5 protein-coding genes and 1 pseudogene are annotated in these 7,882 nt (G+C 67.8%); all 6 read right to left on the minus strand.

Features of this window, described 5'->3' with window-relative positions:
- Positions 1-5: 5 nt before the first annotated feature.
- The gene (gene pyrF, locus LQ144_RS15960) at positions 6-872 is read right to left on the minus strand and encodes an orotidine-5'-phosphate decarboxylase (protein ID WP_230119683.1); all 867 of its coding nucleotides are present in this window, start codon (positions 870-872) and stop codon (positions 6-8) included.
- A complete protein-coding gene (carB, locus tag LQ144_RS15965) occupies positions 865-4,179 on the minus strand; it encodes a carbamoyl-phosphate synthase large subunit (RefSeq protein ID WP_230119684.1) in 3,315 nt (1,104 codons plus the stop codon). Before carB ends, pyrF begins: the two co-directional genes overlap by 8 nt.
- The gene (gene carA, locus LQ144_RS15970) at positions 4,179-5,498 is read right to left on the minus strand and encodes a glutamine-hydrolyzing carbamoyl-phosphate synthase small subunit (RefSeq protein WP_230119685.1); all 1,320 of its coding nucleotides are present in this window, start codon (positions 5,496-5,498) and stop codon (positions 4,179-4,181) included. The genes carB and carA overlap by 1 nt, the downstream gene beginning before the upstream one ends.
- On the minus strand, positions 5,479-6,000 hold the full coding sequence (locus LQ144_RS15975; protein ID WP_230119686.1) for a hypothetical protein: 522 nt from the start codon (positions 5,998-6,000) through the stop codon (positions 5,479-5,481). Before LQ144_RS15975 ends, carA begins: the two co-directional genes overlap by 20 nt.
- Positions 6,000-7,403, minus strand: a complete 1,404-nt coding sequence (locus LQ144_RS15980) for a dihydroorotase (RefSeq protein ID WP_230119687.1) — start codon at positions 7,401-7,403, stop codon at positions 6,000-6,002. Before LQ144_RS15980 ends, LQ144_RS15975 begins: the two co-directional genes overlap by 1 nt.
- A pseudogene (locus LQ144_RS15985) lies at positions 7,403-7,882 on the minus strand (aspartate carbamoyltransferase); the annotation flags it as partial. The pseudogene LQ144_RS15985 and the gene LQ144_RS15980, both read right to left, overlap by 1 nt.

The raw sequence follows: 7,882 nt of genomic DNA on the forward strand, positions 1-7,882 counted from the left end.
ATGGACTATGCGGCGCGGAGACCGTCCAGCGTGCGGGCGGCAGCATCAGCCAGATCCCGGACACCGGGACCCGCCTTGAGGATGTCCCGGCTGGACGTCCCCAACACCTGCGGATAGGCGGTGCCGAAGGTCTTCCGGAGATCTGCAGGCGTGGCACCCTGGGCACCCAGGCCCGGGGCCAGAATGGGTCCACGGACTGCTCCGAGGTCAAGACCGAGGTCCGTGAGGGCCGATCCCACCGTGGCGCCCACTACGAGGCCGACGGAACCAAGCGTTGCCCCATACCGCGTATTTTCGGCGGCGGCTGCCTGCACGATCCTGCGGGCGACGGAGTCGCTGCCGCCCACGTGCTGGACCGAGGCCCCCTCCGGGTTGGAGGTCAGGGCCAGGACAAACACGCCGCGGCCGTACTCCGCCGCGAGGTCCAGGGCGGGGCGGAGTGACTCGAACCCGAGGTACGGACTCAACGTCACGGAGTCCGCGGCGAGGGACGAGCCGTCCCGAAGCCAGGCGTCGGCGTATGCGGCCATGGTGGAGCCGATATCGCCGCGCTTGGCATCAGCGATGCTCAGCACGTCGGCCCCCGCCGCTGCCTCCAGCGTCCGCTCCAGGGCGGCCATCCCGGCGGAGCCGTGTCGCTCGTAGAGCGCCACCTGCGGCTTCACCGCGGCAGCGAGGGAACCCACGGCCTCCAGGACTGTCAGTGAAAAGCGCTCCAGGCCCGCGGCGTCGTCGTTCAGTCCCCAGGCCTGCAACAGCGCCGGGTGCGGATCGATGCCGACGCACAGGGGCCCGCGGTCGGCCATGGCCTGGCCCAGCCGGGAGCCGAAGGACTCCCGGCCGGGCGTGGCTGCTGCCTCTGGCTCAGGCATTCTGCGCTGCCGCGTTCTGTGAAGCCACCAGGGCGGCGGCGTGCTCCTGCAGGCTGGTTACGGACCATTCGTAGGTGCGCAGCGCCTCGATGGCCTGGACGGCCGCGTTGAATTCGGCCACCGTGGTGATGCACGGGATGCCGATGGACGTGGCCGCGGCACGGAGTTCGTAGCCGTCGCTGCGGGCTTCGCCGCCGGACGGGGTGTTGAACACCATGTCGATTTCGCCGGCGATGACGAGGTCGGCGATGGTGCCTTCGCCCTCGGCGCTGCTGCCCTCGGCAACCTTGCGCACCGGGGTGGCCTGGATGCCGTTGCGGCGCAGCACGTCGGCCGTTCCGCCGGTGGAGACGATCTCGAAGCCGAGGTCGGACAGGCGCTTGACGCCCATTATCACCGAACGCTTGTCCCGGTTGGCCACGGAGACGAAGATCTTGCCTTCCGTGGGCAACGCGTTGTTCGCGGCTGCCTGGCTTTTGGCGAAGGCGGTGTCGAAGTGCTTGTCGATGCCCATGACTTCGCCAGTGGAGCGCATTTCCGGGCCGAGCAGGGAGTCCACGACCTTGCCTTCGGGGGTGCGGAAGCGGCTGAACGGCAGGACTGCCTCCTTGACCGAGACGGGCGCGTCCAGCGGCAGGGTGGAGCCGTCACCGGTTTCCGGCAGCATCTTGTAGGCACTGCGGAGCTGGTTAATGGTGACGCCGGTGCCGATGAGGGCTGCGGCCTTGGCCATCTGCACGCCGGTGGCCTTGGACACGAACGGCACGGTCCGCGAGGCGCGCGGGTTGGCTTCCAGCACGTACAGGACGTCCGACGCCAGCGCGAACTGGATGTTGATGAGGCCGCGGACGCCGACGCCTTCAGCGATGGCGCGGGTGGCCGTGCGGACGCGTTCCAGCACGTTGTTGCCGAGGGTAATCGGCGGCAGGACGCAGGCTGAGTCGCCGGAGTGGATGCCGGCCTCCTCGATATGCTCCATGATGCCGCCAAGGTACATGTCCTTGCCGTCGAACAAGGCGTCGACGTCGATTTCAACGGCGTCTTCCAGGAACCTGTCGATCAGCACCGGGTGGTCCGGGGTGATCTCCGTGGCGTTGGCGATGTACCGGGACAGGTTGGGCTCGTCATAGACGATCTCCATGCCGCGGCCGCCCAGGACGTACGACGGACGGACCAGCACGGGGTAGCCGATTTCGTCTGCGATCTTCTTGGCGTCCTCGAAGGACACGGCCGTGCCGTTCTTCGGGGAAATGAGCCCGGCTTCGTCCAGTACCCGGGCGAAGGCGCCGCGGTGCTCGGCAAGGTCGATCGCTTCCGGCGAAGTGCCAAGGATGGGCACGCCCGCGTCCGCCAGCTGCTGGGCCAGCTTCAGCGGGGTCTGTCCGCCGAGCTGCACGAACACGCCCATCACGCCGCCGGTGCGCTCCTCTGCGGCGATGACCTCAAGGACGTCTTCCAGGGTCAGCGGCTCGAAGTACAGGCGGGTGGAGACGTCGTAGTCGGTGGAGACGGTTTCCGGGTTGCAGTTGACCATGACGGTCTCGTAGCCGGCTTTGCGCAGCGCCATCGAGGCGTGGACGCAGGAGTAGTCGAACTCGATGCCCTGGCCGATGCGGTTGGGGCCGGAGCCGAGGATCAGGATGGACGGCTTGGCGTGCAGCGCAACCTCGTCCTCCTCGTCGTAGGACGAATAGTGGTACGGGGTGTAGGCGGCGAACTCGGCGGCGCAGGTGTCCACGGTCTTGTAGACCGGGCGGATGCCCAGGGCCTGGCGGACTCCGCGGACCACGGCTTCGGAGTTGTGCGTGAGGGCGCCGATCTGCTCGTCCGAGAAGCCGTGGCGCTTGGCCCGCTGGAGCATCTCCACGGTCAGGGCACCGGACTGGCGGATCTCGCGGGAGATCTCGTTCAGCAGCTGGAGCTGGTCCAGGAACCAGGGATCGATCTTGGTGGCCTCGTAGAGTTCCTCGACGCTGGCCCCGCCGAGCATGGCGCGCTGGACCTGGTGCAGGCGGTCCGTGGTGGGGCGCTTGGCCTTTTCGATGAGCTCCGGGATTTCCCATTCCGGGACGGAGCTGAAGTCAAGCTGCGAGCCCTTCTGCTCCAGCGACCGCAGCGCCTTCTGGAGGGCCTCGGTGAAGTTGCGGCCCATGGCCATGGCCTCGCCCACGGATTTCATGGTGGTGGTCAGCGTGTTGTCGGCGGCCGGGAACTTCTCGAAGGCGAACCGCGGAACCTTGACCACCACGTAGTCCAGGGTGGGTTCGAAGGACGCGGGCGTCTTCTGCGTGATGTCGTTGGGGATCTCATCCAGCGTGTAGCCGAGGGACAGCTTGGTGGCGATCTTGGCGATGGCGAAGCCGGTGGCCTTGGAGGCCAGGGCCGAGGAGCGGGACACGCGCGGGTTCATCTCGATGACCACCACGCGGCCGGTGTCCGGTTCGATGGCGAACTGGATGTTGCAGCCGCCGGTGTCTACGCCCACTTCGCGGATGACGGCGATGGAGATGTCGCGCAGCCGCTGGTATTCACGGTCCGTGAGGGTCAGTGCGGGGGCCACGGTGATGGAGTCGCCGGTGTGGACGCCTACGGGATCGAAGTTCTCGATGGAGCAGACGACAACCACGTTGTCGTTCTTGTCCCGCATCATTTCGAGTTCGTATTCCTTCCAGCCGAGGATGCTCTCCTCGAGCAGCACCTCGCTGGTAGGGCTGTACTGCAGGCCCTGGCCGACGATCCGGCGCAGGTCGTCTTCGTTGTAGGCGAGGCCGGATCCCAAGCCGCCCATGGTAAAGGACGGGCGGACCACCATCGGGTAGCCCAGGTCTTCGGCTGCCTTCAGTGCCTCGTCCATGGAGTGGATGATGTGGCTGCGGGCGGACTCGGCGCCGCAGCGCTCCACCACGCCCTTGAACTTCTCGCGGTCCTCGCCGAGTTCGATCGCCGCGATGTTCGCACCGATCAGTTCCACGTTGTACTTCTCGAGAACGCCGTTCTTGTCGAGCGCAATGGCCGTGTTGAGGGCCGTCTGGCCGCCCAGGGTGGGCAGCACGGCGTCGGGCCGCTCCTTGGCGATGATCTTCTCGACCACCTCGGGGGTGATCGGCTCAATGTACGTGGCGTCGGCGAACTCGGGGTCCGTCATGATGGTGGCCGGGTTGGAGTTGACGAGGATGACGCGCAGGCCCTCCTCCTTGAGGACGCGAAGGGCCTGGGTGCCGGAGTAGTCGAATTCGGCGGCCTGGCCGATGACGATCGGGCCGGAACCGATGACCAGGACGCTCTTAAGGTCAGTTCTCTTAGGCATTACTTCTTGTCCTCAGTGTTGTTGTCGATCGGGTTGTGCTGTCCCTGGGCGGGGTGCGCGGCGTCCACGGGTTCACCGGAGAGTCCGGCGGTCTTGCCGTCCCGTGTGCCTTCCATCAGGTCAATGAAGCGGTCGAACAGGTAGGCGGCGTCGTGCGGGCCGGCTGCTGCCTCCGGGTGGTACTGGACCGAGAACGCCGGGATGTCGAGGCACGCGAGCCCTTCCACGACGTCGTCGTTCAGGCTGATGTGGCTGACCTCGACCCGGCCGTAGCGCTCTTCGGGCGCCGCGGTGGGACCGTCGAGCGGCGCGTCGACGGCGAAGCCGTGGTTCTGCGAGGTGATTTCCACTTTTCCGGTGCGGCGGTCCATGACCGGCTGGTTGATGCCGCGGTGGCCGTAGCGGAGTTTGTACGTGCCGAAGCCAAGGGCCCGCCCCAGGATCTGGTTGCCGAAGCAGATGCCGAAGTAGGGCAGCTTCTCGTCCAGCACCGAGCGGAGCAGCTTCACCTGGTTGTCTGCCGTCGCGGGGTCGCCCGGGCCGTTGGACATGAAGAAGCCGTCCGGGTTGACGGCTTTGACGTCCTCCATGGTGGCGGTGGCGGGCAGGACATGGACGCGGACGCCGCGCTCGGCGAAGCGGATCGGCGTCATGGCTTTGATGCCGAGGTCGATCGCCGCGATGCTGAACCGGGGGTCGCCGTCCCAGCCGTGGTCCTTGGGCTCGACGACGTAGGCCTCGTCGATGCTGACCTCTTCGGCCAGCCGGGCGCCTTCCATCGGCGCGCTGGCGAGCACGGCGTCGACCAGTTCCTTGTCGGTGGCCTGCGCTGCGCCGCCAGAGAAGATGCCGGCGCGCATGGTCTTGTGTTCGCGCAGGTGGCGGGTGATGGCGCGGGTGTCCACACCCTGGATGCCGACGATGCCCTGCTCCACGAGTTCATCGTCCAGGCTGCGCTCAGAGCGCCAGTTGGACGGGCGTCGCGCGGCGTCGCGGACGATGTAGCCGGCCACCCAGATCCGGCGCGACTCGGCGTCTTCGCTGTTCACACCGGTGTTGCCGATGTGCGGCGCCGTCTGCACCACCAGCTGCCGGGCGTAGGACGGGTCCGTGATGGTCTCCTGGTAGCCGGTCATGCCGGTGGCAAACACCGCCTCGCCGAGGGCGGTGCCCTGGGCGCCGTAGCTCGTGCCGCGGAAGATGCGGCCGTCTTCGAGGACCAGGGCGGCCGGGGTGGAACTTGCTGCTTGAGGCGCAGTACCTGCGTTTGCTGTCACTTTGTTGGTGTCCGTCACTGTATTACTTTCCACTATGGGCATCTGCCTGAGGGCCTGCGGAGATCAATTCCTGAAGTGTTTGGAGGAGGGCCGGTTTGTCCGCGGCCCTCCGGGTGCGGAAGCCGGTGTCCAGTTCGTGCTGTCCGAGCGTCCAGCTCAGCACCAGCAGCCCGTCTTTCTCGACGAACTTGCCGGCCATGCCGCTGTCCTGGCGGACGCCTGACAGACTGGCCGCGGGGATGAACAGCGGCCCGGCTCCGGACCGCTCAAAGAGCACACCCTCCGGGTGGACGGTGAGTTCCGCGTTCGTGCGGATGCCGAGTCCGTGCACGGCGATCCGGTCCAGCCAGTCGCCGGCCGTGGTGGACGCGACGTACTGGCCGTCCGCGGCTGCAAGCGGCATGCTCAGGTCGGCCGGAACGGGGGGCAGCTGTTCGACGTCGGACTGGCGCCGCAAACGGTTCCGCCACCCGATGCCGATCAGGACCAGCACAAGGGCGATGAGCGGCAGCGTGGTGACCAGCGTCAGGGTCTTATTGTCCATCAGTACGCGCCCACCGGCGCTGTGGCGGCGTCGGCCGGGTAGCGGTAGGGGGTGTTGAGCTTGCCGTCCAGGACGGTGGGGTGGCCCTTGAAGAACGTGGCCACGACCTTGCCCGGGAGCTCCATGCCGCGGAACGGCGAGTTGCGTCCCATGGTGGCCATGGCGGACGGGTCCACGGTCCAGCGCGCGGCCGGGTCCACCAGGATGATGTTGGCGGGCTCGCCTTCCTCCAGGGGGCGGCCCTGGTCCGCCAGGCGGCCGATCCCGGCCGGCGCAATGGAGGTCGCCCTGGCGAAATCAGCCCAGGTCATGAGGCCGGTCTCGATCATGGCGTGCTGGACGACGGACAGGGCGGTCTCCAGCCCGGTCATGCCCATTGCCGCCTGCGCCCACTCGCATTCCTTGTGTTCGCTCGGGTGCGGAGCATGGTCGGTGCCCACCACGTCGATGGTCCCGTCGGCGAGGGCGGCGCGCAGGGCCTGGACGTCGGCGTCGGTCCGCAGCGGCGGGTTGACCTTGTACACGGGGTCGTAGCTGCGGACCAGCTCGTCGGTGAGCAGGAGGTGGTGCGGGGTCACTTCGGCGGTGACGTTGATGCCCCGGCCCTTGGCCCAGCGGATGATCTCCACGGACCCAGCGGTGGACACGTGGCAGACGTGGAGGCGGGAGCCCACGTGCTGGGCGAGCAGGACGTCTCGGGCGATGATGCTTTCCTCGGCGACCGCCGGCCAGCCCGTCAGCCCGAGGACGGCGGAGACTTCGCCTTCGTTCATCTGGGCGCCGGCGGTGAGGCGGGGTTCCTGCGCGTGCTGGGCCACCACGCCGTCGAACGCCTTGACGTATTCCAGGGCGCGGCGCATCAGGACGGGATCATGGACGCAGATGCCGTCGTCGGAGAACATGCGGACCTGGGCGCGGGAGTCCGCCATGGCGCCGAGTTCGGCCAGCTGCTCCCCGGCAAGGCCAACTGTGACGGCGCCGACCGGACGGACGTCCACCCAGCCGGCGGCGCGGCCCAGGCTGTGGACCTGCTCCACCACTCCGGCCGTGTCGGCAACGGGGGTGCTGTTGGCCATGGCATGTACGGCGGTGAAACCGCCCAGTGCCGCCGCCCGGGTTCCGGTCTCGACGGTTTCGGCGTCTTCGCGGCCGGGTTCGCGGAGGTGAGTGTGGACGTCGACCATGCCCGGCAGCGCGATGAGGCCGTCGGCATCGATGACGGTGGCGCCGTCGGCAGTGTCTGTCTCCGACAGGTCCGTGCCGCGCGCGGTGATGACGCCGTCGCGGATGAGCAGGTCCTCGGCTCCGGCTCCGAGGATGGCCGCTCCGCGGATGAGGTAGGTTTCGCTGCTTCCGGCGGTGGCGTTGCTGTTGGCGCCGTTGTCGGCAGATTGTTCAGCCATTACTTGCTCTCTTTCAGGGTGGCGGCTGGTTCGCGGGTGTCCCCGGAGAGCAGCAGATACAGGGCGGCCATGCGGATGGACACGCCGTTCCGGACCTGGGCGAGGACGGTGGAACGTGGCGAGTCGGCGGCGGCGGCGGAAATTTCCAGCCCGCGGTTCATGGGACCGGGGTGCATGATGATGGTGTCCTTGAGGCCCAGGCTGTCCAGCGCGCGGAGCCGGTTGTCGTCAAAGCCCCAGCGGCGCGAGTACTCGCGGGTGGAGGGGAAGAACGACGCATTCATCCGTTCGCCCTGGACCCGGAGCATCATCACGGCGTCAACGCCCTTTTCGAGCGTTTCGTCCAGGTTGTAGCTGACCTTGCACGGCCACTTGTCGACGCCGATGGGCAGCAGGGTGGGCGGGGCAACGAGCGTCACCTCGGCGCCGAGCGTGCGCAGCAGCCAGACGTTGGAGCGCGCGACACGGGAGTGCAGGAC

It is taken from the genome of Arthrobacter sp. Bi83, from assembly GCF_918698095.1.
Classification (GTDB): Bacteria; Actinomycetota; Actinomycetes; order Actinomycetales; family Micrococcaceae; genus Arthrobacter.